The sequence below is a fragment of the Paraburkholderia sp. NMBU_R16 genome, assembly GCF_013282575.1.
Classification (GTDB): Bacteria; Pseudomonadota; Gammaproteobacteria; order Burkholderiales; family Burkholderiaceae; genus Trinickia.
Genome location: NZ_JAAAYE010000198.1, coordinates 1 through 1,311 on the forward strand (window position 1 = coordinate 1; position 1,311 = coordinate 1,311).

General features: G+C 65.7%; 2 protein-coding genes. Both read right to left on the minus strand.

Annotated elements, in window-relative coordinates; translation table 11 throughout:
* Window positions 1–291: 291 nt before the first annotated feature.
* The gene (locus GWC77_RS27780) at window positions 292–861 is read right to left on the minus strand and encodes a hypothetical protein (protein ID WP_367949131.1); all 570 of its coding nucleotides are present in this window, start codon (window positions 859–861) and stop codon (window positions 292–294) included.
* Between the two features lie 149 nt (window positions 862–1,010).
* A partial coding sequence (locus GWC77_RS29265; protein WP_217283452.1) for a hypothetical protein occupies window positions 1,011–1,311 on the minus strand: 301 nt, incomplete at its 5' end.

Genomic DNA, 1,311 nt, shown 5'->3' on the forward strand with positions numbered 1-1,311 from the left:
TGGGCCATCTTCGGGATGTCATGCCGGCGCGCGGCGTTGTGCTTGTGGGGCATGCATGGGCTTCCAGCAGGACGGACCGCGATTTTATTACTCCTGTCTTTCGTTTGCCTATCCGTGCACCAACGCCGCCCACGACCGCAAAGCGCAGGCGCGCCCAACGATCCCGCAGGGGTAAATCGTGAAGTTCAGTCATGCTCTCTCCAGGGATGCGGCGCACCGCGCCGCGATTCGGGGGAGAGGCGAGACTACCGGCGCAGTCCGAGAGGGGCGAGCGACAAGTTCTGCGGGCGGTTACCGTCCCTCACGCAGGGTGCTCACGGCGCTGCCGCTGGTGAGCGGTGAGAGCCAGCGCAGCAGGCATGGCAATGGCTCGGCAGGCTGCGTGGTAGCGAAGCGCTCGAGCAGGCTTGCCGGCACCTGTGCGGTCTCGACGGGCGGCACGAACGACGCCAGTCCGAGCGCCCAGAACGGTGTGCCGACAAACCCGGTCATCCACCAGTGCCGCCATCGCGCGATCGTCGAGGGCGGCACGCCCAGCGCATCGAGCTGGCGCATTGCCGCGGCCGTACCGGCGCTCGCACGCGTGGCGCTGACGACAATCATGATTGCGGCGGTGTAGACGCGCCGGCCGAGAAAGCGCACCGAGAATGGCGTGGTACGACGGCGACAGTCGGCGCAGCAGAAGCTGTAGCGGAACTCGCAGTGGCAGCGGGCTTCGTATGAAATTCCGCGCGGCTTGCGCGGGTAGCGGGCGCTATGGAGTACGCCACCGCAGCGACAACGCTGCGCGCGGGTCTGTTCGGCGTAGTCCTGATCGATACGTAACAGCAGGCGATAGAAGTTGGGATCGCGGGCACTCACGTGGCACACTCTGGAAGTCTCGGTTCTTGGCAGACACGAGACTCTCCCTTGGGCGTCGTTTGTGCAAGATGCCTGAGGGAGACCCCCTCCGCTACATCACGCAAGCTGCTCAAAACGCCCCGAATTCCCATCGATTTACGTGCTCACGCTCAGCCTATGCGCGGTGCGTCGTCTTGCGCGACACCGAATTTCGCACGGGCCCGCGGCGTTGACGGCACCACGAGGGGCGCCACGAGCGGGCCGTGCGCCTCGGGCGCATCGAAGTCGAGCCCGCGATCACGCCAATGCGCGCGAATCGCGTCGACGCACTCGTCGCTCACCGGGGCTTTGTTCAGCAGCACTTCAGTCCCGTGTGGGGGCCGGCGTTCGCGGAGAAACGGGGCTACTGGTTGGCGATACGGTATAAAAGCGAACGGCAACGCCGCGATGACCGACAGCCCAATGGTGCGC